Raw genomic sequence first — 23,907 nt, 5'->3', positions numbered from 1 at the left:
CCCGCCCCGAACTCGACCGGCTCGCCGCCGCGTTCCCGCGCGGCGCGCACCAGCCGGCCGTCCTCGGCACCGCCGCCCGGGCCGCCGGGCTCGGCCCCGGGGACGCCGCGCACTGTGTCGTCTACGAGACGGCGAGCGGGCCCGCGACCGCCGCCGTACGGCTGCTCGGCCTGGACCCCTTCCAGGCCACCGCCGTCCTCGCCCGGCTGGCCCCCGCGATGGACCGGGTGGCCGCCGAGGCCGTCGCCCGGGCCCGGGAGGCCGTACGGGAAGGGCGGCTGGACATCCTGCCCGCCGCGTCCGCCCCACTGCTCGACCTGACCGCCGAGCAGCACGCGACCTGGCCCGTCCGCCTCTTCGCCTCGTGATCCCCTGCCCTGCCCCGTTGCCACGGATCGTCACCGACCGCCGCCGGACCCAAGGAGCCCCATGCACCTCGACCACGGACACGACCACGGCTCCGCCGTCTCCGCCGACGCCCACCGGCCCGACGGCAGCCGCCGCGCCCTGCGCATCGGCCTCGGCGGGCCCGTCGGCTCCGGCAAGACCGCCACCGTCGCCGCGCTCTGCCGCGCCCTGCGCGACAGCCTCTCCCTCGCCGTCGTCACCAACGACATCTACACCCGCGAGGACGCCGAGTTCCTGCTCCGCGAGGCCGTGCTGCCGCCCGAGCGGATCGCCGCCGTCGAGACCGGCGCCTGCCCGCACACCGCCATCCGCGACGACATCTCCGCCAACCTCGAAGCCGTCGAGGACCTGGAGGACGCGATCGGCCCGCTCGACCTCGTCCTCGTCGAATCCGGCGGCGACAACCTCACCGCCACCTTCTCCAAGGGGCTCGTCGACGCCCAGATCTTCGTCATCGACGTCGCCGGCGGCGACGACATCCCGCGCAAGGGCGGCCCCGGCGTCACCACCGCCGACCTCCTGGTCATCAACAAGACCGACCTCGCCCCGTACGTCGGCTCCGACCTCGGCCGCATGGAGAGCGACGCGAAGCGGCAGCGCGGCGAACTCCCCGTGGCGCTCACCTCGTTGCGCTCCGCCGAAGGCGTCGCCCCGGTCGCCGACTGGGTCCGCGGCCGACTGGCGGCCTGGACCGCATGAGCCTGGCCGTCCAACCGCCGGGCCCGGAAGCCGAGTCGGGGGCGGTGCCCATGTCCGCGCCGGAGCCGGTGCACGAGCCCGCGTGCGATTCCACGCGCGAGCCGGTGTCCGCGTACGAGCCCACGCCCACGCCCGCGTCCGCCTCCGTGTCCGCCTCCGAGCCCGGACCCGCGCCCCCGGGCGCCCCGCCGTCCGACCGGGCGAGCCTCGCCGCCACCGCCCGGATCATCGCCGCCCCGGACGGCTCCCTGCCCGTCCTGAGCGGCGACGGGCCCTTCGCGCTGCGCCGCACCCGGGCCACCGGCCCGTACACCCGGGTCACCGTCGTCGGTGCGATGAGCGCCCCGCTCGGCGGCGACCGGCTCGCCCTCACGGCCGAAGTGCGCGACGGGGCCCGGCTTCTCGTCGACTCCGCCGCCGCGACCGTCGCCCTGCCCGGTGGCACCGAGACCCCCGCCACCTACGACATCGCGCTCACCGTCGGCGCGGACGCCGAGCTGCGCTGGCTCCCCGAACAGCTCGTCTCCGCCGCCGGATCCGTTCTGACCGTCCGCACCACGGTCCAACTCGCCGCCACCGCGCGGCTCGTGTTCCGCGAGGAGCAGATCCTCGGCCGCCACGCCGAGCCGCCCGGCACCCTCACCACCCGGCTCACCGTCCGCCGCGCCGGCCGTCCGCTGCTCGACCAGGAGCTCCGCTACGGACCCGGCGCCCCGCCCGGCTGGGACGGTCCCGCCGTCCTCGGCGGGCATCGGGCGACCGGTCAACTCCTCGTCGTCGACCCGGCGTTCGCCGACCGGCCGGCAGGGGCCCGGCTGCTCGGCGAACACGCCGTCCTGGCCCCGCTGGCGGGTCCGGCCGCCCTCGTCACGGCCGTCGCCCCGGACGCCCTCGCACTGCGCCGCGTCCTTGACGAGGCCCTTCGTCTGCTCGCCGCCACCTGACCCGAGGACCGTCCCCGCACGGCTTTCCGGCGGTAACCGCTGAGCGGTACACCTGTATCCGGTTATTGGTTCGGTAAAGAAACATGCGTACGCTCTTTTGTCCGAGGCCCCAAAGGCGGAAGGATCCCCCGAACAGCCACCACGGCGCTGCCACGGGGGCGGCGCCCATCGATGGGGGAGAGATTCCTTGAGACGTACAGCAGTGTTCGGCTCCGCCGGCACTCTGATAGCGGGCACGCTCATCGCGAGCGCGCTCGCCGCCCCGGCCGCGGGCGCCGTCACCGGCCAGACCCGCGACGCCGAGGCCCGGGGCGCCGCCCTCGCCGCCGAGCGCGCCGCGAAGGCGGGCATCGACTGGCGCGACTGCCCCGCCAACTGGGGCCTCGAGAAGCCGATTCAGTGCGGCTTCGTGACCGTCCCGGTCGACTACTCCCGTCCGGACGGCAAGAAGATCCAGATCGCCGTCGACCGCGTCGGCGCCACCGGCACCGCCGGTGAGCACCAGGGCTCGCTGCTCTACAACCCCGGTGGCCCCGGTGGCTCCGGCCTGAAGTTCCCCCGCCGTGTCACCACGAAGAACCCGATCTGGGCGAACGTCGCCAAGGCGTACGACTTCGTCGGCTTCGACCCGCGCGGTGTCGGCCACTCGGCGCCCATCTCCTGCGTCGACCCGACCGAGTTCGTCAAGGGCCCCAAGGCCGACCCGGTCCCCGACAGCGAGGCCGACAAGGCCGCCCAGCGCGAGCTGGCCGCCGCGTACGCCAAGGGCTGCGCCGAGAAGAGCGGCGACATCCTGCCGTTCATCAACACCCTCAACACCGCGCGCGACCTCGACGTCGTCCGCGCGGCGCTCGGCGAGGAGAAGCTGAACTACATCGGCGCCTCCTACGGCACCTACCTCGGCGCCGTCTACGGCACGCTGTACCCGGACCACGTGCGCCGCATGCTGGTCGACAGCGTCGTGGACCCGTCCAAGGACAACATCTGGTACGAGGCCAACCTCACCCAGGACATCGCCTTCGAGGGCCGCCTCAAGGACTGGATGACCTGGGTCGCCCAGAACGACGCGACGTACCACATCGGCAAGACCTACGAGCAGGTCCACCAGCAGTGGCTGACCCTGCGCGCCGCCGCCAAGAAGGCGCCGCTCGGCGGCACCGTCGGACCGGCCGAGCTCATCGGCTTCTTCCAGAGCGCCCCGTACTACGACTCCACCTGGGCCCCCACCGCCGAGGCGTGGAGCGTGTACGTCGCGGGTGACCCGCAGCCGCTGATCGACGGCGCCTCCGCGGACCTCACCGACACCGCCGGCAACATCGCGTCGGAGAACGGCAACGCCGTCTACACCGCCGTCGAGTGCAACGACGCGCCGTGGCCGACCAGCTGGAAGACGTGGGACCGGGACAACTCCCGGCTGCACGAGAAGTACCCGTTCATGACCTGGTCGAACGCCTGGATGAACCTGCCCTGCGCCACCTGGTCCGGCGAGCGCCAGAAGCCGACCCAGGTCAAGACGGGCAAGGGTCTGCCGCCGGTGCTCATCGTCCAGTCCGAGCGGGATGCGGCCACGCCGTACGCCGGCGCCGTCGAGCTGCACAAGCGCTTCAAGGGCTCGCGCCTCATCACCGAGAAGAACGCCGGTTCGCACGGTGTCACCGGCCTGGTGAACCCCTGCATCAACAGTCGGGTCGACGCGTACCTGCTGAACGGCAAGGTCGACAGCGCGGACGTGACGTGCGACCCGCACGCCACGCCCAAGCCGTAATCGGCTTCGCGCCGTGACGGCCGGGCGGTGACGCCCCGCCGGCACAGCTGAGCACGCCGAAGGGCGGTCGCCACGAGGCGGCCGCCCTTCCTCGTGTCCCGGGCCCGGGGCCGCGCATTCGGCGGCTTCCCGGGCCCGGAGTCTCACACCCCGCGGCTTCCCGGGCCCGGGGCCTCACACTCCGCGGTGCGCCGCGAGCCAGGCGTCCTCGGCCGCGTAGTCGAAGAAGTCCACCCCGTACCTGACCAGTCCGGGGAAGGCGTCCCGCCAGTCCCGCTCGGCCACCGTCGCCGCCAGCCACTCCACCGTCTCCGGCAGCGACCGCGCGTAGTTCCACACCGGCCGGTAGCCCAGCTCCCGTTCCGCCGCCGCCATGTCGCAGACGACCGGGCGCGGTGTGGTCCACGGGGTGTAGCCGACCATGTCGTCCCCGGGCGGCCCGTCGAACAGGACCGTCTCGCTGCTCACGCCCATCACGGCGTCGATCGCCGCGCCGATCTCGGCGACCGACGGCGCGTCCGGGTCGGCGCCGTTGAGCACCCGGGTCCCCGGCTTCGCGGCGGCCAGCCGGATCAGCTCGGCCAGATTCTCCACGCTCACCGGATGAAAGACGGACCGCCCGTCCTCCGCGAGGATCCGCACCGGCCGCTTGTCCAACGCGCGCTTGACGAACCAGAGTTCGCGCGGCCCCGGGCTGTACGGGCCGTGCACCGCCGCCGCCCGCAGCACGGTCGCCGGCAGCCGCTCGCCGGCCGCGAGCAGCTCCCGCTCCAGGGCCACCTTGCGGGTGCCGTACGAACTGTCGCCCGGTGCCACGGTCCGCCAGGTCTCCGGGATCGGGACCGGATAGAGCGGAAAACCGTCCGGCTCGTCCTGGGTGTCGAAGTTCCGCCCCTGCTCGTCCTCGTACACCGCCGCGCTGGAGATCACGACCGCCGAGCCGATCCGGTCCGCCAGCGCCGTCAGCCGGCGCCCGTGGCCCGCGTCGTAGGCCACCATGTCCACCAGGACGTCCACCCCGTCGCCGAGGGCCCGCGCCAGTGCCTCCTCCTCGTTCCGGTCCACCGCCACCGACCGGACCTCCGCCGGCCATCGCTCGTCCCGGCCACCCCGGCGCGAGGCGGCCGTGACCTCCCATCCGTCCTCGGCGAGCGCCCGTACGGCCGCCCGTCCGATCTGTCCTGTCGCTCCCACCACGAACGCGTGTCCCTTGATCATGGGCGGCACGCTACGGGCCCGGGGGCCGGGTGCCCAGGCGCTTTCGCCGTGCGCGGATTCGCCCTCGGCGTGGGGCTCGCGGGAACTTTCCGGGGCGCGGGGCGCGGGGCGGCGGACGGCTGCTCGGCCCGCGCGGGAACTTCACGGAGCGCGGGGTGGTCGGCGGGTGGCCCCTCAACCCTCGCGGTGGCGATCGCGGCGGGGGCGGCCCGGCGGCGGGCGGGCCGGTCGGCCGCGCGCTGGTCAGGGGCGGACAGGTGCGGGCAGGGGGGGGGCGGACAGGGGGAGCGGGTCCGCCCAGGGCCTCGGGAGAGGGCCGGCTCAGGGCCCCGGAGGGGGAGCGGGCTCAGGGCCCGGAGGGGCCCCGCCCGCCGCCCGTCGGCCGGCTGCGTGGGGGCATGGCCGGCTCACCGCTGTCCGCCGCGGCCACCCCGACCGTCGCCACACCGAGCACCACCCAGCCGAACCAGAGCCAGCCGTTGCTGCCCAGACCGACGGTGTACGCGGTGGTGAGGATCAGGGCCGCGCAGGTGAGCGCGGCCATTGTCTTCGTGGAACCCGACATCATCGCTCAGCCCTCCTCCCCGCCATCGTGGCCCTGGGGGAGGGGCGTGCGCCAGCCCTCGGCGGGAATATCGTGCGCCCCCGCCGCGCGCCGTTACAGACCGGCGCGCGCGGTCACATACCGCTACCGCGCGCCCCCGTCCTCACGGCGGTCGCTATCGCGCCTGGCCGCCGCGCGCCTGGAGCGAGGCGAGGTACGCGTTGTACTCCTGCAGCTCCTTGTCGCCGTCGCGGTCCGCGGCCCGGTCCTTGCGCGCGGCCTGTCGCTGCTCGGAGTGGTACCACTGGTAGACCAGCGCGATCAGCACCAGCACCGACGGGATCTCGCTGAAGCCCCAGGCGATGCCGCCCGCCGCGCTCTGGTCGGCCAGCGCGTCGATCATGAGCGACGCGGGCGGGTTCTTGTACGTCTCGACCATGGGCGAGGTCGCCATCATCAGCGCGATGCCGAAGAACGCGTGGAACGGCATGCCCGCGAACAGCTCCAGCATCCGCATCACATAGCCCGGCCGGTGCGGACCCGGGTCGACGCCCATGATCGGCCAGAAGAACGACAGACCCACCGCGAGGAAGTGGATCATCATCGCGATGTGACCCGTCTTCGACCCCATGAGGAAGTCGAACAGCGGCGTGAAGTAGAGCGCGTACAGGCTCGCGATGAACATCGGGATAGTGAAGCCCGGGTGCGTGATGACTCGCATGTAGCGGCTGTGCAGCAGCATCAGCAGCAGCTCGCGCGGGCCCTTCGTGCCGCGCGTCGCCGCGACCGGCAGCGCCCGCAGCGACAGCGTCACCGGCGCGCCGAGCAGCAGCAGGATTGGCGACAGCATGGAGATCACCATGTGCTGCACCATGTGCACGCTGAACATGACCATGCCGTAGTCGTTGAGCTTGGTGCACATCACCAGGGCGATGGTGAGCACGCCCACCATGAAGAACACCGTCCGGTTCACCGGCCAGGAGTCCCCGCGCCGCCGCAGCCGCACCACGCCCCAGGCGTACAGGACGATGCCGGCGACGCACCCGATCAGGAAGAAGAGGTCGGGGGAGAACTCCAGGCCCCGCCCCAGCGTGAACGGGGGCAGGTCCATGGGCATGCCGTGTCCCCCACCGCGCCCGCTGTGATCCATCTGTCTACTCCTGGAGCCCGTTTCGCGCTTGTTGTCCGCACCAGACTAGAACCGCCCCCGGCCGTGTCCACGACCGGGGGCGGTTAGTCGATTTCTTGCCTTACGGGCAAGAAACCGTGTGGCTCAGAGCACGCACTCCGCCTCGTCGTAACGGTCGGCGGGGACCGTCTTCAGGGTCTCCACGGCGCGGCCCAGCGGCACCAGCTCGATCTCCGTGCCGCGCAGCGCGGTCAGCATGCCGAAGTCGCCTCGGTGCGCCGCCTCGACCGCGTGCCAGCCGAAGCGGGTGGCGAGCACCCGGTCGTACGCGGTCGGGGTGCCACCGCGCTGGACATGGCCGAGGATGACGGGCCGGGCCTCCTTGCCGAGCCGTCGCTCCAGCTCGACGGAGAGCTGGTTGGCCACGCCGGTGAACCGCTCGTGGCCGTAGATGTCGGTGCCCGCGGTCTTGAAGTCCATGGTGCCCTCGCGCGGCTTCGCGCCCTCGGCGACCACGACGATGGCGAAGCGCTTGCCGTCCTCGAAGCGGGCGCCGACCCGGGCGGTCAGCTCGTCGATGTCGAAGGGGCGCTCGGGTACGACGATGGCGTGCGCGCCGGCGGCCATGCCGGAGTGGAGCGCGATCCAGCCGGTGTGCCGGCCCATGACCTCGACGATCAGCACCCGCTGATGGGACTCGGCGGTGGTCTTCAGCCGGTCCAGGGCCTCGGTGGCGACGGTGACGGCGGTGTCGAAGCCGAAGGTGACGTCGGTCGCGGCGATGTCGTTGTCGATGGTCTTGGGGACGCCGACTATCGGCAGCCCGGCCTCGGAGAGCAGATGCGCGGCCTTCAGGGTGCCCTCGCCGCCGATCGGGATGATCGCGTCGAGGCCGAGGTCCGCGACATGGCCGCGGGCCTGCTCGACGCCGCCGACGAGATGGGCGGGCTGGACCCGGGAGGAGCCGAGGATGGTGCCGCCGCGGGCCAGGATGCCGTTGACGGCGTCGAGGTCCAGCTTGCGGTAGTCGCATTCGAGCAGCCCCTTCCACCCGTCGTGGAAGCCGATCACCTCGTCACCGTGGTCGACGACGGCGCGGTGCACGACGGACCGGATGACGGCGTTCAGACCGGGGCAGTCTCCGCCGGAGGTGAGCACACCAATGCGCATAGCCCAAAAACCTTTGCAACGTGGGCAGACTCCCGGACCACGTCGTCCGGCTGGATCGACGCCACCCTATCGGTGCCGGGTGGCCTGTCCGAACCGGTTGTCCGCACCGTGGACAACGCACACATGTACGGCAGAGGCGACATACGAGCACCGGCGTTTCCGGGGCGGTGCGCACCCGTCCGGACACCCGTCCGCACACCGGCGCGCGGGCCCGTGGGGCGCACACATGCGGTGTGCGCCCCACGGGGTGACGGACTGCCAGGCGGGCCGTCGGACAGCCCGTCGGACAGGCTGTCGGACAGGCTGTCGGACAGGCGCCGGGCAGGCGCCGGACAGGCCGTCAGGCGGGTCGCGTGGCGGACGCGATGCGCTCGGCGCGCAGCGCCTCGTACCAGCGGTCGTCCGTCGGCGGCAGCGCGTTCACATCGAGCGCCAGCTTCAGCAGCAGGTCCGCGATCTGCGGGTTGCGGGCCATCACGGGGCCGTGCATGTACGTACCGAAGACGGTCTCGTTGTACGCGCCCTCGGTGCCGTCACCACTGCCGTTGCCGTTGCCGAACACCGTGCGGGCGAACGGGCGGGCGGTCGGGCCCAGGTGGGTGACGCCCTGGTGGTTCTCGAACCCGGTGAGCTGGGGCAGACCGAGGCGCGGGTCGATGTCCGCGAGTACGTCGCCGACGCAGCGCTCGCCCTCGCCGCGGACCGTGGTCACGTCGAGCAGGCCGAGGCCGGGCTCGCGCGCGCCGAGGTCGTTGACGAACTCGTGGCCGAGGATCTGGTAGCCGGCGCACACCGAGAAGATGATGGCGCCGTTGGAGGCGGCCCGGCTCAGCCCGCCGTCGCGGCGCAGCCGCTCGGCGGCCAGCCGCTGCGGGCGGTCCTCGCCGCCGCCGACCAGATAGATGTCGCCGGAGGTCGGGACCGGCTGGTCGCTGCGCACGTCGACGCGCTCGACGTTGAGGCCGCGCTGGCGGGCACGGCGCTCGACGACGAGGACGTTGCCCTGGTCGCCGTAGGTGCTGAGCAGGTCGGGGTAGACCCAGACCAGACGCAGGCTGCTGTCACTCATGGTGCAAGTCCTTTTGCGGGGTCGAGGCGGGGTCAGTTGCCGACACGGCGGCGGACGTCCTGGAACGCCGTGTAGTTGGCGATCAGCTCGATCTGTCCGGGCGGCGCCATGGCCACCGCCTCGTCGAGCGTCTCGCAGACACGGAAGTCCACACCCGCGACCTCGAGCCGGACCGCGAGGTCCAGCCGGCGGTCGCCGATCACCATGATCGGGTGGCCGGCCAGCCGGCCGTAGTCCACGTCCCACAGCCAGGAGGTGTCCGTGCCGTCGGCGCCACGCGCGTTGACGGAGAGGATCACCGGCGTCGGCGGCGGGTCGATCAGGGAGAACGTCTCGAGCCAGCCCGCCGGGTTCTTCGCGAGCAGCAGCCGCAGCTCACGGCCCTCGAAGGTGACCACGTCGTAGCGGCCGGCGACGGCCTGCACCTGGTACATGCGCTCAAGAGCGACCTGCGGCGGCACCCCGAAGACCGCGGCGACGGCGGCCGAGGTGGCGGCGTTGGCCTTGTTGGCGCGGCCGGGCAGCTGCAGATGGATGGGCCAGGCCGAACCGTGCGGGTCCAGCACGTGGTCACCACTGAGCGCCCAGCTCGGCGCGGGGCGGCGGAAGCCGCACTCGGCGCAGAACCAGTCGTCGCCCGGGCGCTGCAGCACACCGCCGCAGGACGGGCAGGACCAGGCGTCGTCCTTCCACTCCTGGCCGACCGCGACCCACACCACATTGGGGGAGGACGAGGCGGCCCACACGATCAGCGGGTCGTCGGCGTTGGCGATGACCACGGCCTTCGTGCCGTTGAGTCCCTCGCGCCACTTCTCGGCGAGCATCCGCGTCTCGGCGGCCCGGTCGAGCTGGTCACGGGAGAGGTTGAGCAGGGCGATGGCCTTCGGGGTGGTGTCCCGGGCGACCCCCGCCAGATACTTCTCGTCGACCTCGATCACGCCGTACCGGGAGTCCGATCCGCCGGCCAGGGCGGAGGTGATACCGGCGGGCATGTTGGCGCCCAGCGCGTTCGACACCACCGGGCCGCTGGCCCGCAGTGCCTCGGCGATCAGCCGGGTCGTGGTGGTCTTTCCGTTGGTCGCCGAGACGAGCACCACGTCCAGGTGCTGCGCCAGCGCCGCCAGCAGATCAGGGTCGAGCTTGAGGGCGACGCGGCCGCCGATCACCGATCCGCTGCCGCGTCCCGCTGCCCGCGAAACGGCGGCCGCGGCCCTGCCGGCCGTCACGGCCAGCTTGGCGCGCGCCGACAGCGGCTCCGAGTTGCTGCCTGACATCGTCCTTGTTCCTCCTTGCGTCGGTCCGGGCTCAGCCTATCGAGATCCGGCCAGCAGCCCGAATTCGCGGCACCGCGACGCGGCGCCCCGGCCCCCTGAACGTACGCTTGCGCCCATGCGAAACCGGCTGATCCCCGGCAGTTCCGGCCGTGTCCGAGCGATGACTTTGCTCGGCACCCCCGTCCTGCACACCCCCTGCGAGCCCGTCACCGACTTCGGCCCGGAGCTGTCCCGGCTTGTCGAGGACATGTTCGCGACGATGTACGCGGCGAACGGCGTGGGCCTGGCCGCGAACCAAGTGGGCGTGGGTCTGCGGGTGTTCGTGTACGACTGTCCGGACGACGAGGACGTCCGGCACCTGGGTCATGTGGTGAACCCCCGGCTGGTCGAGACCGGCGGGGAGATGTTCCGGGGCCCCGAGGGCTGTCTCTCCCTGCCGGGCCTGGAGGCCCCGACGCCCCGTTACGACCACGCCGTGGTCGAGGGGGTCCGGCTCGACGGCACCCCGGTCCGGATCCAGGGCACGGGTTTCTTCGCCCGCTGTCTCCAGCACGAATGTGATCATCTCGACGGTGGTGTGTACGCGGACCATGTGACGGGCCGGGCCCGCCGCAAGCTCCTGAAGTCGATCCGGAAGCAGCCCTGGGGTGCCGGGGCGGACGCCCTCGGGCCCGAGGCCGTTTGAGGGGCCGTTCAAGGGGTCGAGTCCCCCCGGGGCGTGCGGCTCCCCGGAGTGGCCGGGCCCCCTGGGCGGCCCGGCCCGCCGGAATCCGCCCGCCAGGAGACCGGCCCGCCGGGGTTCGTCCGATGGAAGTCCGGCCCGCCGGGGTTCGTCCGGTGGAAACCCGGTCCGCCGGGGGCACTCGACGGAAACCCGATCAGCCCGGGGCCGCCCGCTAGAAACCCGGCCCGCCGGGCAGGTCCGGGGCCTGGGCCAGCCGGCCCCAGAGGACGTCGGCGAGGCTGCGCACGAGTTCCTCGCGCGGACAGGGGCGCTCGCCGAGCCACCAGTCGCCGGCCGCGTGCATCATTCCGACGATGCCGTGGCCCCAGATCCGGGCCTGCGTCTCGCCGCCCGGGCCGAGGTCGACCCGCTCGGCGATGACCTGGCCGAGTTCCTCGCCCATGCGCCGCAGCAGCGGGGCGGAGTGGCGGCCGATGTCGAATCCCTGCTCCGCGTGGTGCGGTTCCTCGGCCGGATGCATGAGGAAGCGGTAGACCTGCGGCATCGCCTCGATGGAGGCGAGGTAGGTGTCGAGGGTGGATTCGACGCGCCGGCGCCGGTCCGCGGGCGCGTCGAGCGCGGCGCGGAGGGCGGCCAGCAGGGCGTCGGTGTGCCGGGTGGCGAGGGCGCGGTAGAGGCCGCCCTTGTCGCCGAAGTGGCGGTAGAGGATCGGTTTGGTGATGCCGGCCTCGGCGGCGATGGCGTTCATCGAGGCCTGGGGCCCGTCGCGGAGCACCACGCGGTCCGCCGCCTCCAGCAGCTCCCGGCGCCGTTGGTCGGCCGGCTTCTGCTGGTCGGTGGTGGTCCGGTGTCTGGTGTCCATGGGCGTGTCTCCCCGCCTGTACGAATTCCTGCGGCTGTCGCAACGTAACACCCTCGCGGCACCGGGTGCCGTCCGGCAGGATGTGCTCCGCTGCTGGTTGACAGGGCCTACCCGCCGGTAACAGACTGCGATTACCGCAAGTAACAGGCCGCTGGGAGGGACCATGTCCGAGTTCACTTTCGAACTGAACGAAGACCAGAAGCAGGTGCGCGACTGGCTCCACGGCTTCGCCGCGGACGTCATCCGTCCCGCGGCCGCCGAATGGGACGAGCGCGAGGAGACCCCCTGGCCGATCATCCAGGAAGCGGCCAAGATCGGAATCTACTCCCTCGACTTCTACGCCCAGCAGTTCTTCGACCCCACCGGCCTCGGCGTCCCGATGACGATGGAGGAGCTGTTCTGGGGCGACGCGGGCATCGCCCTGTCCATCGTCGGCACCGGCCTCGCGGCCGTCGGCGTCCTCGCCAACGGCACCGACGAGCAGATCGGCACCTGGGTGCCGCAGATGTACGGCGACGCCACCGACGTCAAGGTCGCCGCCTTCTGCTCCTCCGAGCCCGACGCCGGCTCCGACGTGGCCTCCATGCGCACCCGCGCCGTCTACGACGAGGCCAAGGACGAGTGGGTGATCAACGGCACCAAGACCTGGGCCACCAACGGCGGCATCGCCAACGTCCACGTCGTGGTCGCCGTCGTCGACCCCGAGCTCGGCTCCAAGGGTCATGCCTCCTTCATCGTGCCGCCGAACACCCCCGGTCTGTCCCAGGGGCAGAAGTTCCAGAAGCACGGCATCCGCGCCTCGCACACCGCCGAGGTCGTCCTGGAGGACGTCCGGGTGCCCGGCAGCTGCCTGCTCGGCGGCAAGGAGAAGCTCGACGAGCGCCTGGCCCGCGCCCGGGAGCGCGCCAAGAGCGGCGGCGAGCGCGTCAAGAACGCCGCCATGGCCACCTTCGAGGCCTCCCGGCCCGCCGTCGGCGCCATGGCCATCGGCACCGCCCGCGCCGCGTACGAGGTGGCCCTCGACTACGCCAAGACCCGGCAGCAGTTCGGCCGCCCGATCATCGACAACCAGGGCGTCGCCTTCCAGCTCGCCGACATGCGCACCCAGATCGACGCGGCCCGGCTGCTGGTGTGGCGCGCCTCCTGGATGGGGGTCACGGGCAAGCCCTTCACCTCCGCCGAGGGGTCGATGTCCAAGCTGTACGCGAGCGAGGTCGCCAAGAAGGTCACCGGGCAGGCCATCCAGATCCTCGGCGGCAACGGCTACACGCGCGAGTACCCGGTGGAGCGGATGCACCGCGACGCCGCGATCTACACCATCTTCGAGGGGACGAGCGAGATCCAGCGCCTGGTCATCGCCCGCACGCTGTCCGGCATGCCGATCCGCTGACCCGGCGTCGGCGGGCGGTCACGGCGGGCGCCTTCTCCACGGCGGGGAGCGCCCGCCGTGGCCGTCGAGGCAGGCGCCATGTCTGCCCTGCCCGCGGTGACCGCCGTGCCCGCGGTGTCCGCCGTGCCCGTCGAGGCCGTGCCCGGCCTCCGGGTCACCGGTGCCGGTCGTGCCGCCTGAGGGAGTCCACGATGCCCGCGGCGCGGTCGCGGAGGCCGCCGACGGCGTCGCGGACCTTCGCCTTCGCCTGGTCGGTCCTGCCCTCGGATTCGAGGCGCTCGTCGCCGGTGAACCTCCCGGCGACCTCCTTGAGCCTGCCCTTGGCCTTGTCCATGGCACTGGTCATCACGAAGACCTTCTTCCGTGCGCCGGCCGTGCCGGCCTGGTCGGCCGCACAGTCCAGGCTAGGCAGCGGGTGGCGGTCCCCGCACCCCGCTCACCCGGACGGCCCTGCCCGGTCGCCGTGGGCCGGGCCCGGGGCCAGGCTGGGGCCGTGGCGGGAACGTCACCGGTTCCCGCTGCCGTACCGCGTGGTGCGACGGCGGCGACCGCGGCCCGGACGAGAGGTGGCGGCGATGGCGGCCATGCCCAGTGGCGCACGACAGGACGCGGGAGGCTCCCGCGACGCGGTACAGCCGACCAAGCCGGCGTTGTTCGCCGGGGTGGCACTGTTCATCAGCGGTGTGCTGAGCTTCCTCCTGGGGGTCGCCGGCATCGCCCAGGACAGGCTCTTCCTCCGGCCGGGGCACTACGAGTACCGGTTCGACCTCACCGCGTGGGGCTGGATCCATCTGATCATCGGCGTCGTGCTGCTGATCGTGGCCGTCGGCGTCCTGATGATGAAGGGCTGGGCCCGCGGCGCCGGCATCGGCCTCGCCGCGATCAGCCTGGTCACCCAGTTCATGTTCATCCCGTACTACCCGGCGTGGGCGATCACCGTGATGGTCCTGGACCTCGTCATCATCTGGGGCCTGGCACGGCTCCTCGACTGAGCGCGCGGCGGACGCGCGGAGCGGGGCGCGAACGGGCGGCGGGACCGGGACACCCGGCCCCGCCGCCCGCTTCCGCTTCCGCCGCCCGCCCCGCGCTCACACCAGACAGAACTCGTTGCCCTCCGGGTCCCGGAGGACGACGGCGTAATAGTCCATCCCGTGCGGCTCGTCCATCACGTACGCCACGGACGCGCCCAGGGCCGTCAGCCGGGCCACCTCCGCGTCCACCCGGGCCCGGCGGACCGCGAGCGGTACCGCCCGCCCGCCGCCGACCTTGAGGTCCAGATGCAGCCGGTTCTTGACCGTCTTCGGCTCCGGTACCTGCTGGAACCACACCCGAGGTCCTCGCCCCTCGGGATCCACGATCGACTCCGGGATCTCCCCGGCGTCCCCGGCCAGTTCGTCCTCCGGAACGCCGGTGGCCTCCCAGTACGCGCGCCACGTCGGGTGTCCCTCGGGCGGCGGCTCGGGTACGTAGCGCAGGGCCTCGGCCCAGAAGGCGACCAGACGCCGCGGTTCGGCGCAGTCGATCGTGAGCTGCAGAAGCGGCCGGGGCGCGGCGGTCAGGCCGGATGCGTCCAACTCGGGGGTGTCCAACTCGGGGGTGTCCATGGGGAAAGCGTCCCAGGTACCACTGACAACGCCCCGAGACCGCGACCGTGACCGCCGTGCGCGCGCCGGTCGCGGCCGTGCGGCAGAATCGTTCGCGCCACCGAAGCGCACAAGGGGGAATGGCCACGATGGCGAACACCACACGGACAGTGCCCGAACTCACGGGAAGGCCGCTGATCGGCTCCCTGACCGAACTCAAGAACGACTCGCTCGGCACCTTCCTCAAAGCCTGCCACGAGCACGGCGACGTCGTCCGCATCACCGCCGGACCGCCCGGGATGCGGGCCACCATCCACTGCGTGTTCTCCGCCGAGGGCGCACAGCAGGTGCTCGCCACCCAGTCGGCCAACTTCCGCAAGGACAACAACTTCTACGAGGAACTCCGGACCTCTTTCGGCAACGGACTGCTCACCAGCCAGGACGACGACTACCTGCGTCAACGGCGGCTCGTCCAGCCGCTGTTCACCCGCCGCACCGTCGACACGTACGCCGCCGCCATCGCCGCCGAGGTCGACCGGCTCACCGGCGTCTGGAGCGCGGAGCGGCGCGAAACGGTCGACGTCGTCCACGAGATGGGCCGGCTCGCGCTGCGCGCCGTCGCCCGCATCCTGCTCGGCACGGACGTGGACGCCGCCGTCGAGATCGTCGAGCGCTGCTTCCCGGTACTCGCCTCGTACGTCACCAAGCGCGGCTACGCGCCCCGCAGCATCCCGCGCGAGTGGCCCACGCCGGGCAACCGGAAGGCGCTCGCCGCCCACGAGGAGCTGTACGCCGTCTGCGATCGCATCATCGCCGACCGGCGCGCGGCCGGGACGGACGAGCGGGAACGCGACCTGCTGACCCTGCTGATGGGCGCCGGGGGAGAGGAGGACGGGAGCGGCGTCGAGGGCTTCGACGCCACCGAACTGCGTGAGCAGGTCCTGGTGTTCCTGCTCGCCGGACACGAGACGACCGCGACCTCGCTCGCCTTCACGCTGCATCTGCTGGCCCGTCACCCCGAGGCGCAGCGGCGGGTCCACGAGGAACTGGACCGGGTGCTGGACGGCCGTACGCCCGGCGCCGCCGACCTGGACGAACTCCCGTACCTGGGACAGGTGTTGAAGGAGGCCATGCGGCTCTTCCCGGCCGCCCCGGCGATCGGCCGCCGGGCCGTCGAGGAGTGCGAGATCGACGGGCACCTCATCCCGGCCGGGGCCGACGTGATCCTCGCCCCATGGGTGACGCACCGTCACCCTCGTTACTGGGAGGACCCGGAGCGTTTCGAACCCGACCGCTTCACGCCCGAGGCGGAGGCCGCCCGCCCCCGCTACGCCTGGTACCCCTTCGGCGGCGGCCCGCGCGCCTGCATCGGACAGCACTTCTCGATGCTGGAGTCGGTGATCGCGCTCGCGATGATCCTCCAGCGCTACGAACTGGAGGCCATCGACACCCATGTCCCACTGGACTCCGCGATCACCCTCCAGGCCGTCGGTCCGGCCCGCTGCCGGCTGAAGCCGCGGACGGGCTGAAGCGGCGGACGGGCTGAACGGCGCCGTGCGCCCGGCTCCGGCTCGCGCCGGCGCCGGGGATCAGCGGCCCGCGTCGACCGTCGCGCGGATCGGCCACCGCCGATCGGTCGGCACGATTCAGGCCGCCGCGCCGAACCAGGTGGTCAGTGCCTCGTGCAGGTGATCGCGCATCGGCCGGCCCGCCGTGTCGTCCCCGGCCCAGGCCAGGTACCCATCGGGACGCACCAGGATGGCGGAGGCCGGCCGGGACCGGTCCGCGGACCGGGCGGTGATGACGTCCACCCGGTCCGTCCAGGCGGCGGCGACCTCGGTCGTCGCCGGGTTTCCGGTGAGATCCACGAGCACGGGGCGGGCCGCGCGCAGCCGTTCGGCGATCCGTTCCCAGCCCTCGGTGATGTGCGTCCGGAGATCGGGAAGCCACTGGCCGGTCAGTGGATGCCCGATGTCGTGGCCCATGTCGTACCGGATGTCGGTGCCGGACAGGAGGGCCGCGACGCGCGCACGGTTGCGTGGGTCTTCGAGCAGTTCCGCCAGCAGGTCGCGGGCCGCGGTGATCTCGGCCGCCGGACGCATCAGGGCCATCTGCGCGCGGGTCTGCATGAGGACGCGCCGGCTGACCGGAGCCCGCTCGCCGTGGTAGGTGTCCAGCAGCCCGGGGGGCGCCCAGCCGTGGATCCGGGCGGCGAGTTTCCAGCCGAGGTTGAGGGCGTCCTGCATGCCCAGGTTCAGCCCGGGCCCGCCGACCGCGGAATGAACGTGCGCGGCGTCCCCGAGCAGCAGGACGCGGCCGGCGCGGTAGGTGTCGACCTGCCGCGAGTTGGTGCCGGTGCGGCGGCGCAGCAGGTGCGGTCCGGGGGCGGTGGGCGGGCTCATCGGCAGGTCTGTTCCAAGGACGCGACGCACGCCGGCCCGGAGTTCGTCGAAGGTCATCGGTGTGCCGTCGTCGGCCGGCGGCTGGTCCCACTCGAAGGTGGCCACGAGATGGACACCCGAGCCGGGCCGCATCATCGCGAAGGTGAACACGCCGCCCGGCAGGCGGTTGTGGACGTAGGGCCGAAGGCGCATGCCCAGCCCGGGCAGGTCGAGTTCCCCGGTGGCGGGATCCAGCAGCGTGTCGGGAATGACGGCGTGTCCCGCGCGGGAGACGAAGCCGTCGTCGGTGGTGCCGGGGAAGGCGATGCCGGCCTGCTTGCGGACCGTGCTGTGGCCGCCGTCCGCTCCGACCAGGTACCGGGTGCGGATCCGGTAGGCGCCCCGCGGGGCCCGGATGTCGAGGGTGACGGCGTCGTCGTCCTGGTGCAGGGCGGTCAGTTCGTGCCCGCGGCGGATCTCGACGCCCAGTTCCCGGGCGCGCTCTTCGAGTACCTGCTCGATACGCGCTTGCGGAACCTGGAGGGCGTGCAGCGGGTTGTCGGTCAGGTCGCGCAGGTCCAGTGGCAGGCCGCTGAACTGGTAGAAGGGCAACGGCTGCGCGGGCCCGGAACGGCCGGCGAGGGGCTCGTACAGGCCGCGCAACTCCAGTGCCTGGACCACACGGCCGACGAGCCCGTTGGCCCGGGGGACCTCGCTGCGGGTGTGCAGCCGCTCCAGGATCAGTGGTCGCACGCCTGCGAGTCGTAGTTCGCAGGCCAGCAGCAGCCCGTTCGGGCCACCACCGACGATGGTGACGTCAGCGGTCATCGCGTTCTCCTTCGGTTCGCCGGGCAGGAGGCGTCCGGCCGCGACTGCGTGTCAGCCTGGACTGACACCGCGACCCGATGTCAGTCTGGATTGACACTCGGGGCCTGTCAATCCAGACTGACAGGCATGGAAACGGGAGATCTCTCGGAACGCCTCGGGTCGCGTGACCCCGCGGTGGGGCTGCGGGCGGTGGGCGCCTTGCACCGGCTGGCCGAACAAGTCGAAGCGGCAGCAGTCGCACGCGCCAGGGAGCAGGGATGGTCCTGGGAACAGATCGGCGACGCACTCGGCGTCTCCCGGCAATCCGCGCACGCCAAGTACGGGAAGTGAGACGACCGTGTTCGAACAGTTCGCGGCAGGTGCCCGTGAGTCCGTTGCTTCGGCACTGGGCGAAGCCGCCTTGCGTGGCGATCGCCGTATCGGCACCGAGCATCTTCTTCTGGGAGTGCTCCACGAGCCCGGCGCGGCCCGGGCCCTCGGAACCGACCTGGAGACCGTGCGTGCCGCTCTCGACGCTCTCGACCGGTTCGCGCTGGCCGTGGTCGGCATCGACATCCGGGGGATCGCGCGGCCGCCGATTCCCGCCTCCCGCAAGCGCACCCCCTTCACCTCCGGTGCCCGCGCCGTCCTCCCGCGCGCCCTGGCCGAGACGAGGAAGGCCGGCGGTCGGCGCATCACACCGGAGCACCTTCTGCTGGCCCTGCTCGACCGCGAGCGGCCGGATCCCGCGGCAGAGGTCATGGCAGAGCTCGGCATCGACCGCGCCGCGGTCCGGGAACGGGTGCGGACGGGCGCCTGAGTCGCGGGGTGTCCTCTCGCGGGGCGAGGTTCCGGCTCCCCGACCTGCCCGGCGGACCTCGGCCCGCCGGGCAGGTCGGGGGTCGGAAGGAGGAGCGGCCGAGCGTGTCGATGTGATGCCCGCGGCTCTGCCTCCGACTCGGCGCACTCCGCGTACTCCGGCACCTGCCGCAGCTCACGGACGTGACGCACAACGCCCCCGCCCGAAGGAGATTCGGGCGGAGGCGTCGTGTACGGCCGGCGGTCGGCGCGGCCGGTGGCCGGTGGACCGCTTGTCCGGAGTCCTGGGCCGGCGGAGCGTCGTACGGGGCGGAGCTCAGGGCGCGGTACACCGGACGGGATCGACCCGAGGGGTGCGGTACGACGCACGGGATCGACCCGAGGGGTGCGGTACGCCGCACGGGACCGACCCGGGGGCGCCGCGCGCCGGATCAGGCGCGGGTCGCCACGACCACCGTGGCGTACAGGTCCTCGTCTTCGAGGACCCGGGCCGTCAGGCCGTGGGCGGCGACCGCCGCCACGGCGGCGCCGGTCTGCCGCTCGCTCGTCTCGAACAGCAGATGGCCGCCCGGGGCGAGCCACTCGGCCGCCCCCGCCGCGACCCGGCGCAGTACCGCGAGGCCGTCCGCCCCGCCGTCCAGGGCGACGAGGGGTTCGTGCTCGCGGGCCTCGGCGGGCAGCAGGGCCACCTCGGCGGTCGGGACGTACGGGACGTTGGCGACCAGCACCTCGATCCGGCCGCGCAGGACGCCCGGCAACGGCGCGAAGAGGTCGCCCTCGTACACCAGCCCGCCGCGCGGCTCCACGTTCCGCCGCGCGCAGCGGACGGCGGCCGGCTCGATGTCGGCCGCGTGCACCTCCGCGTCCGCGACGGACGCGAGCAGCACCGCGGCCGCCGCGCCCGAGCCGCAGCACAGATCGACGCAGACGCCGCCTGGCCGGGCCAGCCGGACGGCCTCGGCGGCCAGGAACTCGGTACGGCGGCGCGGTACGAACACCCCGGTGTCCACCTCGATCCGCAGCCCCGCGAACTCGGCCCAGCCCACGACGTGTTCGAGCGGCAGCCCGGAGGCCCGGCGGTCGACCATGGCGTCGAGTTCGGCGGGGCCGGACGCCGCCGCGGACAGCAGCTCCGCCTCCTCCTCGGCGAAGACGCAGCCGGCCGCCCGCAGGCGCGCCACGACCTCGGGTATCGGTCCTGGCGGCGCGACGTGGTCAGACAAGCCGGGCCTCGATCGCCGCCACCAGCTCCGGGGCGTCGGGCTCGGTGCGCGGACGGAACCGGGTCACCGAACCGTCCGGGCCGACGAGGAACTTCTCGAAGTTCCACTGCACGTCACCGGCCTCGCCGCCGGCGTCGGCGACCCGGGTCAGCTCCGTGTACAGCGGGTGCCGGCCGGCCCCGTTGACCTCGATCTTCGCGAGGAGCGGGAAGCTCACCCCGTACGTCGTCGAGCAGAAGGTCTCGATCTCCTCCGCGCTGCCCGGCTCCTGGCCGCCGAACTGGTTGCACGGCACGCCGAGCACGGTGAAGCCGCGCTTGGCGTACTCCTGCTGGAGCCGCTCCAGACCGGCGTACTGCGGAGTGAGACCGCAGCGGGAGGCCACATTCACGATCAGGACGACCTGGTCGCGGTAGTCGGCGAGGGAGGTGGGGGCGCCGGCGAGTGTCGTCAGCGGAATCTCGTACAGGCTCAAGGAACGCTCCTCGTAGCGATGGGGCTTGCTCCACCCGGATGGGGTTTGATCTGACCATGGGAGACGAACCGCTGGCAATCGACATCGGGACGGCCGAGCCGGCCGGGAGCGCACGGGAAACGGGCGGCGGCGCGGCACGCCGGGTGTGGTGCCGGCTGTGCGGGCGCCCGCTGACCGGTGCCGCGTCCCGTCGCACCGGCCTCGGCCCGTCCTGTGACGCCAAACTGCACCCGCCGGGCCCGGACATCCGCACCCGGCGGCACGAGGTCGTCCAGGACGCCCTGCCCGGACTCTGAACCGCCCGCCGCCCGCCGCCCGCCGCCCGCCGCCCGCGCGCCCGTCGATTCATATCCTGACGCTCCGTCACCGACAAGCGGTGCCCTGCGAGTTCAGGGCGACGTGACGCGCCGCCGCCGCGGGCAGGAGCCCACCGTCACCGAGTCGTCGGGGAACCGTCCCCCGGACCGTGCGCCCGAGCACCGCCGGCGCCGACCGGTGGCGTCCGTGCCGCCACCGCTTCGTGCGTCACGGAGATCGCGGTGAGGATCAGCCCGTCGCGGGCCAGCCACCTTCCGCTGAAACCCGGCAGCCGCGTGCCGGCCACCACCGGACCCGGCACCAGGAGGCGCGCCTCGAACGTCCCGCCGACGGGATCCACGGTGATGACGGCCTCGTCGAAGTCCAGCCACAAACCGGTGAGGGGGTACCACGCCTTGTAGACGCTCTCCTTGGCGCTGAACACCAACCGGTCCCAGTTGACGCCGGGCCGGCGTGCCGCGGCTTCCGGCAGCCATGCCCGTTCCTCGGCGACCGTGACGAGGTTCAGTACCCCGTCGTCCTTCAGCGGTTCGTTGGGTTCCGAGTCCAGACCCACGGTCACCATGTCGCGGGCATGGGCCACGGCGGCCGCCCGGTAACCGCCGCAGTGGGTCATGCTGCCGACGATCGACGCGGGCCACTGCGGCGCACCGCGCGTTCCGGGGAGTATCGGCGCGGGGGGAAGACCGAGCTGTCCCAGTGCCTTTCGGGCACAGGCCCGTACGGTGGCGAATTCCCGGCGCCGCTTGGAGACGGCTTTGGCGATCAGCTCTGCCTCTTCGGGATACAGCTGGACGTCGACCGGGTCGTGGAACGCTTCGGCCACCGCGATCGGCGCGGGCAGCAGTTCTTCGATCATCCGGATCTCCTTGTCACGGGAGTATCTGCACCGGGCGGCCGGGCGCCGGGTGAAACGCTCGCCATTCACGGGGGTAGCCGAGGGACACCTCGTGGTGGGGCACGCCGTTCTGATGGATCAGCCGCGGAATGTGCAGGTGTCCGTAGACCACGGCGGCGGCCCGGAACCGACGGTGCCAGTCCGCTGTCGCCTCGGTGCCGCACCACAGGGCGAACTCGGGGTAGCGCAGGACACGGGTGGGTTCGCGCACCAGGGGGAAGTGGTTGACCAGCACGGTCGGCATGTCGGACGGGATGGCCGCCAGCCGTTCCTCGGTGATCGCCAGGCGGGCGCGGCACCACGCCTCCCGGCTGGGATAGGGGTCCGGATGCAGCAGGTACTCATCCGTGCACACCACCCCGGCGTCCTTGGCCTGCTCCAGAGCGGCGTCTTGGTTGAGGGCGCCCGCGGGACGGAAGGAGTAGTCGTACAGCACGAAGAGCGGTGCGACGGCGACCGGGCCGCCCTCGCCCTCCCAGATCTCGTACGGATCCTCGGGAGTGACCACTCCCAGCCGTCGGCAGAGGTCCACGAGGTGCAGATACCTCTCCTCGCCGCGCAGCCGCACCGGGTCGTCGGGCGGTGTCCACAGCTCGTGGTTGCCGGGAGCCCAGATCACCTTGGCGAACCGGTCGCGCAGGACGCCGAGCGCCCACTCGATGTCGGCCACGAACTCGCCGACGTCCCCCGCCACCACCAGCCAGTCCTGGCTGGACTCGGGCCGCAGTCCTTCGACGATCCCGCGGTTCTCGGCGTACCTGACGTGCAGGTCGCTGATGGCGACCAGTTTCCCGGGCCGGGCTCCGGCGCCGACGGTCCGATCCCGCGGTGCGCCGCGGACCTCGTACTCCACTGCTGTGTCTCTCTTCCGTCTTCCGTCTTCCGTGGCGCGCCGCGACCCGATGCGGACCGCCGGCCTCAGCGGTTCGCCATGTGGTCGCGGATGAGGGATATCACGGTGCCGGCGTGGGAGTTGAGGTAGAAGTGCCCGCCGCTGAACACCTCCATGGAGAACGGCCCTGTGGTGTGTTCCTCCCAGGCGCGCGCCTCCTCGGGCGTCACCTCGGTGTCGCTGTCCCCGGTCAGGGCGATCACGGGGCAGGACAGCACGGACCCGGACCGGTAGCGGTAGGTCTCGGCAGCCTTGTAGTCGCTGCGGAACATCGGCAGCATCACCTGGAGCAACTCGTCGTCCTGCAGTATCTGCGGGTCCGTCCCGCTCATGCGCTTGATCGAGTCGAGCAGCTTCTCGTCGCTGTTCAGGTGCATCCGCCCGCCGCGGTGCCGGGACGGGGCCGTGCGGCCGGAAGCGAACAGGCCGAGCGGGACGATGCCGGCGGCTTCCAGGCGGAGGGCCACTTCGAAGGCCAGGGTGGCACCCAGACTGTGCCCGAACAGGGCGACCGGCCGGTCGGTCCACGGCAGCAGTTCGGCGACCACCCGGTCGGCGAGTTCGTGGAGGTCGTCGACGCAGGGCTCGAAGCGGCGGTCCTGGCGGCCGGGATACTGGACCGCCAGCACATCCGTCGCGGGTGACATCGCCCGGGAGACGGGGAAGTAGTACGTGGCCGACCCGCCGGCGTGCGGAAAGCAGATCAGTCGCGTTCCGGCGTCGTCGGCCGGATGGAACCGTCGCACCCACGCATCCGTCGAGGTGGCTGTTCCCGTCATGGTCCTTCAACTTCCCTTCGTGGCTGCCCTGTCGCGGGTGTGGTCGCGCCGACGGCGGCATACGCGTGCCGCCGCCTCGGCCTTGTGTCACGCGGCCCGCGAGCGGGCCGGCCGGACGGACGACGGTGACTCGGCGACGATCGTGCCCGGTCCGTCGGCCAGGGCGTGCGGCCAGGGCGTACGGCCCGTGTCCCGGGCCATTGAATCAACGGGCGACGAGGCGTGCCACAGAAGTCACCCCCCTGAACTCCCCGCGCACACCCCTACTTTCGGAATACCGGTCGGACCGGGTGCCGCCGTCCCGGCCCGGGCCGGTCCACCCGTGGACGACGGGTACCCCGCAGGACCGCGTACAGGTGCAACACCCGGGTCGATAGGGGTGCCGTCGCGATGTCCGCCCGCCATAGCGTGCGAGTCCATCTTGGGTGGCTACCCCCTTGCCGCTAGAGCAGTGCCGAACTTGGAGTGTGTGCAGATGGCCCGGTCCGGAGGCTTCGTCCCTGACGCAGATCACGTACCCGGAGCGGGTGCGGGGCCGAGGTCCCCCCTGGCGCGGCGGCTGGCAGGTCTGCCGG

Annotated in this window: 26 protein-coding genes; 11 read left to right on the top strand and 15 right to left on the bottom strand. The window is 72.5% G+C overall.

All coding sequences use genetic code 11. The annotated features are described in order from the left end of the window. From ABZ990_RS25850 to ABZ990_RS25835, 4 genes are all read left to right on the top strand, one after another. The coding region (locus tag ABZ990_RS25850; RefSeq protein ID WP_361236163.1) for an urease accessory UreF family protein at nt 1-368 on the top strand (368 nt) is incomplete at its 5' end. A 61-nt stretch (nt 369-429) separates the two neighbouring features. After that, the gene (gene ureG, locus ABZ990_RS25845) at nt 430-1,107 is read left to right on the top strand and encodes an urease accessory protein UreG (RefSeq protein WP_361236161.1); all 678 of its coding nucleotides are present in this window, start codon (nt 430-432) and stop codon (nt 1,105-1,107) included. A gap of 50 nt (nt 1,108-1,157) precedes the next feature. After that, nucleotides 1,158-2,051, top strand: coding sequence for an urease accessory protein UreD (locus tag ABZ990_RS25840; RefSeq protein WP_361236158.1), 894 nt, complete (start codon nt 1,158-1,160; stop codon nt 2,049-2,051). Nucleotides 2,052-2,238: 187 nt separating this feature from the next. Continuing rightward, nucleotides 2,239-3,816 carry an alpha/beta hydrolase gene (locus ABZ990_RS25835; protein WP_361236155.1) on the top strand — a complete coding sequence of 526 codons (1,578 nt, stop codon included), beginning with the start codon at nt 2,239-2,241 and terminating at the stop codon, nt 3,814-3,816. 174 nt (nt 3,817-3,990) lie between these two features. On the opposite strand, the gene ABZ990_RS25830 is transcribed toward ABZ990_RS25835, so the two are convergent. From ABZ990_RS25830 to ABZ990_RS25805, 6 genes are all read right to left on the bottom strand, one after another. Continuing rightward, the gene (locus ABZ990_RS25830; protein WP_361236152.1) at nt 3,991-5,034 is read right to left on the bottom strand and encodes an NAD-dependent epimerase/dehydratase family protein; all 1,044 of its coding nucleotides are present in this window, start codon (nt 5,032-5,034) and stop codon (nt 3,991-3,993) included. 346 nt (nt 5,035-5,380) lie between these two features. After that, the gene (locus ABZ990_RS25825) at nt 5,381-5,602 is read right to left on the bottom strand and encodes a hypothetical protein (protein ID WP_361236166.1); all 222 of its coding nucleotides are present in this window, start codon (nt 5,600-5,602) and stop codon (nt 5,381-5,383) included. A 151-nt stretch (nt 5,603-5,753) separates the two neighbouring features. Then, entirely contained in the window at nt 5,754-6,728 is a 975-nt protein-coding gene (locus tag ABZ990_RS25820) for a cytochrome c oxidase assembly protein (protein ID WP_361236149.1), read from the bottom strand. 123 nt (nt 6,729-6,851) lie between these two features. Continuing rightward, nucleotides 6,852-7,877: a 6-phosphofructokinase gene (locus ABZ990_RS25815; protein ID WP_361236146.1), complete on the bottom strand. Its 1,026-nt coding sequence runs from the start codon at nt 7,875-7,877 to the stop codon at nt 6,852-6,854. Between the two features lie 340 nt (nt 7,878-8,217). Then, nucleotides 8,218-8,946 (bottom strand): glutamine amidotransferase, encoded by a 729-nt coding sequence (locus tag ABZ990_RS25810; protein WP_361236143.1) that lies wholly within the window; start codon nt 8,944-8,946, stop codon nt 8,218-8,220. 32 nt (nt 8,947-8,978) lie between these two features. Next, nucleotides 8,979-10,220, bottom strand: a complete 1,242-nt coding sequence (locus ABZ990_RS25805) for a MurT ligase domain-containing protein (RefSeq protein WP_361236140.1) — start codon at nt 10,218-10,220, stop codon at nt 8,979-8,981. Between the two features lie 115 nt (nt 10,221-10,335). On the opposite strand from ABZ990_RS25805, the gene def reads away from it, so the two are divergent. After that, a complete protein-coding gene (gene def, locus ABZ990_RS25800; RefSeq protein WP_361236137.1) occupies nt 10,336-10,905 on the top strand; it encodes a peptide deformylase in 570 nt (189 codons plus the stop codon). A gap of 211 nt (nt 10,906-11,116) precedes the next feature. Here the strand turns inward: def and ABZ990_RS25795 are convergent, their stop codons facing one another. Then, on the bottom strand, nt 11,117-11,767 hold the full coding sequence (locus ABZ990_RS25795; protein ID WP_361236134.1) for a TetR family transcriptional regulator: 651 nt from the start codon (nt 11,765-11,767) through the stop codon (nt 11,117-11,119). A 163-nt stretch (nt 11,768-11,930) separates the two neighbouring features. Here ABZ990_RS25795 and ABZ990_RS25790 point away from each other — a divergent pair, with 163 nt between their 5' ends. Beyond that, nucleotides 11,931-13,157, top strand: a complete 1,227-nt coding sequence (locus tag ABZ990_RS25790) for an acyl-CoA dehydrogenase family protein (protein ID WP_361236131.1) — start codon at nt 11,931-11,933, stop codon at nt 13,155-13,157. Nucleotides 13,158-13,311: 154 nt separating this feature from the next. On the opposite strand, the gene ABZ990_RS25785 is transcribed toward ABZ990_RS25790, so the two are convergent. Beyond that, nucleotides 13,312-13,503: a CsbD family protein gene (locus ABZ990_RS25785; protein WP_361236128.1), complete on the bottom strand. Its 192-nt coding sequence runs from the start codon at nt 13,501-13,503 to the stop codon at nt 13,312-13,314. A 229-nt stretch (nt 13,504-13,732) separates the two neighbouring features. Between ABZ990_RS25785 and ABZ990_RS25780 the strand changes: the two genes are divergently transcribed. Then, nucleotides 13,733-14,149 carry a hypothetical protein gene (locus tag ABZ990_RS25780; RefSeq protein WP_361236125.1) on the top strand — a complete coding sequence of 139 codons (417 nt, stop codon included), beginning with the start codon at nt 13,733-13,735 and terminating at the stop codon, nt 14,147-14,149. 96 nt (nt 14,150-14,245) lie between these two features. Here ABZ990_RS25780 and ABZ990_RS25775 read toward each other — a convergent pair whose 3' ends face one another. Further along, nucleotides 14,246-14,761 (bottom strand): VOC family protein, encoded by a 516-nt coding sequence (locus tag ABZ990_RS25775; RefSeq protein ID WP_361236122.1) that lies wholly within the window; start codon nt 14,759-14,761, stop codon nt 14,246-14,248. 128 nt (nt 14,762-14,889) lie between these two features. Between ABZ990_RS25775 and ABZ990_RS25770 the strand changes: the two genes are divergently transcribed. Further along, nucleotides 14,890-16,269, top strand: coding sequence for a cytochrome P450 (locus ABZ990_RS25770; RefSeq protein WP_361236119.1), 1,380 nt, complete (start codon nt 14,890-14,892; stop codon nt 16,267-16,269). Nucleotides 16,270-16,386: 117 nt separating this feature from the next. Here ABZ990_RS25770 and ABZ990_RS25765 read toward each other — a convergent pair whose 3' ends face one another. After that, nucleotides 16,387-17,949 carry an FAD-dependent monooxygenase gene (locus ABZ990_RS25765; protein WP_361236116.1) on the bottom strand — a complete coding sequence of 521 codons (1,563 nt, stop codon included), beginning with the start codon at nt 17,947-17,949 and terminating at the stop codon, nt 16,387-16,389. Nucleotides 17,950-18,075: 126 nt separating this feature from the next. Between ABZ990_RS25765 and ABZ990_RS25760 the strand changes: the two genes are divergently transcribed. Together ABZ990_RS25760 and ABZ990_RS25755 are read left to right on the top strand one after the other, a co-directional pair. Then, nucleotides 18,076-18,279: a helix-turn-helix domain-containing protein gene (locus ABZ990_RS25760; protein ID WP_361236113.1), complete on the top strand. Its 204-nt coding sequence runs from the start codon at nt 18,076-18,078 to the stop codon at nt 18,277-18,279. A gap of 7 nt (nt 18,280-18,286) precedes the next feature. Further along, nucleotides 18,287-18,748: a Clp protease N-terminal domain-containing protein gene (locus ABZ990_RS25755; RefSeq protein WP_361236110.1), complete on the top strand. Its 462-nt coding sequence runs from the start codon at nt 18,287-18,289 to the stop codon at nt 18,746-18,748. 430 nt (nt 18,749-19,178) lie between these two features. Here ABZ990_RS25755 and ABZ990_RS25750 read toward each other — a convergent pair whose 3' ends face one another. Continuing rightward, a complete protein-coding gene (locus ABZ990_RS25750) occupies nt 19,179-19,970 on the bottom strand; it encodes a putative protein N(5)-glutamine methyltransferase (protein WP_361236107.1) in 792 nt (263 codons plus the stop codon). Further along, on the bottom strand, nt 19,963-20,445 hold the full coding sequence (locus ABZ990_RS25745) for a glutathione peroxidase (protein ID WP_361236104.1): 483 nt from the start codon (nt 20,443-20,445) through the stop codon (nt 19,963-19,965). The genes ABZ990_RS25750 and ABZ990_RS25745 overlap by 8 nt, the downstream gene beginning before the upstream one ends. Before the next feature lie 56 nt (nt 20,446-20,501). Here ABZ990_RS25745 and ABZ990_RS25740 point away from each other — a divergent pair, with 56 nt between their 5' ends. Beyond that, entirely contained in the window at nt 20,502-20,741 is a 240-nt protein-coding gene (locus ABZ990_RS25740) for a DUF6011 domain-containing protein (protein ID WP_361236101.1), read from the top strand. A 137-nt stretch (nt 20,742-20,878) separates the two neighbouring features. On the opposite strand, the gene ABZ990_RS25735 is transcribed toward ABZ990_RS25740, so the two are convergent. The 3 genes from ABZ990_RS25735 to ABZ990_RS25725 all read right to left on the bottom strand — a co-directional run bounded on the left by ABZ990_RS25735 (nt 20,879) and on the right by ABZ990_RS25725 (nt 23,332). Next, complete coding sequence (locus tag ABZ990_RS25735) at nt 20,879-21,622, bottom strand: 4'-phosphopantetheinyl transferase superfamily protein (protein ID WP_361236098.1); 744 nt, start codon at nt 21,620-21,622, stop codon at nt 20,879-20,881. 13 nt (nt 21,623-21,635) lie between these two features. Further along, nucleotides 21,636-22,514 (bottom strand): metallophosphoesterase, encoded by an 879-nt coding sequence (locus ABZ990_RS25730; protein WP_361236095.1) that lies wholly within the window; start codon nt 22,512-22,514, stop codon nt 21,636-21,638. Between the two features lie 65 nt (nt 22,515-22,579). Further along, complete coding sequence (locus ABZ990_RS25725; RefSeq protein ID WP_361236092.1) at nt 22,580-23,332, bottom strand: alpha/beta fold hydrolase; 753 nt, start codon at nt 23,330-23,332, stop codon at nt 22,580-22,582. Between the last annotated feature and the right edge of the window lie 575 nt (nt 23,333-23,907).

Source organism: Streptomyces sp. NPDC046203, from assembly GCF_040646255.1.
Lineage (GTDB): Bacteria > Actinomycetota > Actinomycetes > Streptomycetales > Streptomycetaceae > Streptomyces.
This window is presented reverse-complemented; position numbering and strand designations above follow the sequence as displayed.

What these genes read in the sequence shown, in the direction of transcription:
- ABZ990_RS25825 (WP_361236166.1), bottom strand. Translation starts at nt 5,602, where the DNA reads ATGATGTCGGGTTCCACGAAGACAATGGCCGCGCTCACCTGCGCGGCC.
- ABZ990_RS25765 (WP_361236116.1), bottom strand. Translation starts at nt 17,949, where the DNA reads ATGACCGCTGACGTCACCATCGTCGGTGGTGGCCCGAACGGGCTGCTG.
- ABZ990_RS25820 (WP_361236149.1), bottom strand. Translation starts at nt 6,728, where the DNA reads ATGGATCACAGCGGGCGCGGTGGGGGACACGGCATGCCCATGGACCTG.
- ABZ990_RS25815 (WP_361236146.1), bottom strand. Translation starts at nt 7,877, where the DNA reads ATGCGCATTGGTGTGCTCACCTCCGGCGGAGACTGCCCCGGTCTGAAC.
- ABZ990_RS25785 (WP_361236128.1), bottom strand. Translation starts at nt 13,503, where the DNA reads ATGACCAGTGCCATGGACAAGGCCAAGGGCAGGCTCAAGGAGGTCGCC.
- ABZ990_RS25740 (WP_361236101.1), top strand. Translation starts at nt 20,502, where the DNA reads ATGGGAGACGAACCGCTGGCAATCGACATCGGGACGGCCGAGCCGGCC.
- ABZ990_RS25830 (WP_361236152.1), bottom strand. Translation starts at nt 5,034, where the DNA reads ATGATCAAGGGACACGCGTTCGTGGTGGGAGCGACAGGACAGATCGGA.
- ABZ990_RS25775 (WP_361236122.1), bottom strand. Translation starts at nt 14,761, where the DNA reads ATGGACACCCCCGAGTTGGACACCCCCGAGTTGGACGCATCCGGCCTG.
- ABZ990_RS25790 (WP_361236131.1), top strand. Translation starts at nt 11,931, where the DNA reads ATGTCCGAGTTCACTTTCGAACTGAACGAAGACCAGAAGCAGGTGCGC.
- ABZ990_RS25780 (WP_361236125.1), top strand. Translation starts at nt 13,733, where the DNA reads ATGGCGGCCATGCCCAGTGGCGCACGACAGGACGCGGGAGGCTCCCGC.
- ABZ990_RS25805 (WP_361236140.1), bottom strand. Translation starts at nt 10,220, where the DNA reads ATGTCAGGCAGCAACTCGGAGCCGCTGTCGGCGCGCGCCAAGCTGGCC.
- ABZ990_RS25760 (WP_361236113.1), top strand. Translation starts at nt 18,076, where the DNA reads ATGGAAACGGGAGATCTCTCGGAACGCCTCGGGTCGCGTGACCCCGCG.
- ABZ990_RS25840 (WP_361236158.1), top strand. Translation starts at nt 1,158, where the DNA reads ATGTCCGCGCCGGAGCCGGTGCACGAGCCCGCGTGCGATTCCACGCGC.
- ABZ990_RS25810 (WP_361236143.1), bottom strand. Translation starts at nt 8,946, where the DNA reads ATGAGTGACAGCAGCCTGCGTCTGGTCTGGGTCTACCCCGACCTGCTC.
- ABZ990_RS25725 (WP_361236092.1), bottom strand. Translation starts at nt 23,332, where the DNA reads ATGACGGGAACAGCCACCTCGACGGATGCGTGGGTGCGACGGTTCCAT.
- ABZ990_RS25795 (WP_361236134.1), bottom strand. Translation starts at nt 11,767, where the DNA reads ATGGACACCAGACACCGGACCACCACCGACCAGCAGAAGCCGGCCGAC.
- def (WP_361236137.1), top strand. Translation starts at nt 10,336, where the DNA reads ATGCGAAACCGGCTGATCCCCGGCAGTTCCGGCCGTGTCCGAGCGATG.
- ABZ990_RS25770 (WP_361236119.1), top strand. Translation starts at nt 14,890, where the DNA reads ATGGCGAACACCACACGGACAGTGCCCGAACTCACGGGAAGGCCGCTG.
- ABZ990_RS25735 (WP_361236098.1), bottom strand. Translation starts at nt 21,622, where the DNA reads ATGATCGAAGAACTGCTGCCCGCGCCGATCGCGGTGGCCGAAGCGTTC.
- ureG (WP_361236161.1), top strand. Translation starts at nt 430, where the DNA reads ATGCACCTCGACCACGGACACGACCACGGCTCCGCCGTCTCCGCCGAC.